Genomic DNA, 1,376 nt, shown 5'->3' with positions numbered 1-1,376 from the left:
ATTCTTCTCGTCATTTAGATTCTCCAGTTTCATAAACACCTTATCTCGGTGTCCACGAAACCGGCAGCAGGCCAGACCGTCATCCTTAGGCTTGCCCTCCGTTTTTGGATCATTCTCGTCAGGTGCGTCCTCGTCGCCCATGTCGTCATCGGTCTCTTGAGGCCCCTCCGACTGGTCAGAATCTCCCTCATCAGCGATTTTGCTGTAGTGGACGGCGTAGCGGTCGCGCATCTTGGCTTTAAGCGCTTCGCTTTCAGACTGCTCCATCCGCTCTTTGGCTTCGAGGAAACCAAGTGGAAACGAAAGCGGCACCGCACCAGACGATACGCCACGCGCATAGGCCGCAAAGCTGCCTTTTAGTTGGCGTTCTATCAGGCTGGCATCGGTGTATAGCATAGGAGCCAATGACCGCGCATCTTTGGCTGAGACACCACCCGCAAACTTGATTGACGTATTGGCCGCAAACGCCTCCTGCAGCTTGGGTTCAAGCTGCCCGAGGTATTGGTGGGCCAAGACCATCCCCACCTTGTATTTCCGCGCCTGCGCCAGAATGAGGCCAATATTGCGGTCGAAGTAGTCAGCGGCTTCGTCGATATATACGAGGGTTGGAATGCGGTCGCGTTCTTTCAGCGTCGCTCGTTCCTGCGCTGCTTGAGCAATCAGCGCAATGAAGAACCGGCCAAAGATTTGACTGCCTTGTTCCTTCAGCAAATCCTTGGCGGTGTTGATCAAGATCACCTTGCCCGCATTCAATTCAGAGAAGAGATCGAGCTTGGAGCGAGGATGGCTAAACATTCGCTCAAAGGTCTGGTTTTCAAGAATACCCCACAGTCGCCGCAATACCTGCTTTTTGGTCTGCTCAAACTCTCGGCCTGAGAACTCAGTTTCAAAGAAGTGTTTGGCTGTGCCTTCGAGCTTGGCGATGTCACCGGCGAACTTCACCTCACTACCCGGTTCCATCAGCTCGCGCAGCGTATGAATGGTGGCGTCAGGGATATGCAGCATCAGCCGCGTGACGTACCGAAAGATAACATTCTGCTTTTGCGTCATCTGGGCGTCGAGAAGCGTGCCAAGTACGAAGTCGTAGAGCTCCAGGATCGAGTTTGTGAGGCGTTCTCGCTCCAAGAGCGGATATTCCTGCAATCGCTCCAAACCCACATCAAACAAATTGAGCGACACCGGATATTCAACGTCGGTAGGGTCGATGATGACCACGCGATCATGCAGTGGACCGTCTGGCGCAAACTCTTTCAGACTAGCGATATTGCGGATGAGATCACCTTGGCTGTCGAGCACCACTGACCCTCCCCCACTGAATTGGTCCTCCGCTATGTTTAGGAAAACGGAGGAGACACATGGCCAACAAGCGACCAAAG

The 1,376-nt window shown here is 53.6% G+C and carries 1 pseudogene; it reads right to left on the bottom strand.

What is annotated here, in order from left to right:
* A pseudogene (locus tag Q1A91_RS23625) lies at nt 1-1,299 on the bottom strand (ATP-binding protein); the annotation flags it as partial.
* Nucleotides 1,300-1,376: the final 77 nt, after the last annotated feature.

This window comes from uncultured Sulfitobacter sp. (assembly GCF_947500075.1).
Lineage (GTDB): Bacteria > Pseudomonadota > Alphaproteobacteria > Rhodobacterales > Rhodobacteraceae > Sulfitobacter.
This window is presented reverse-complemented; position numbering and strand designations above follow the sequence as displayed.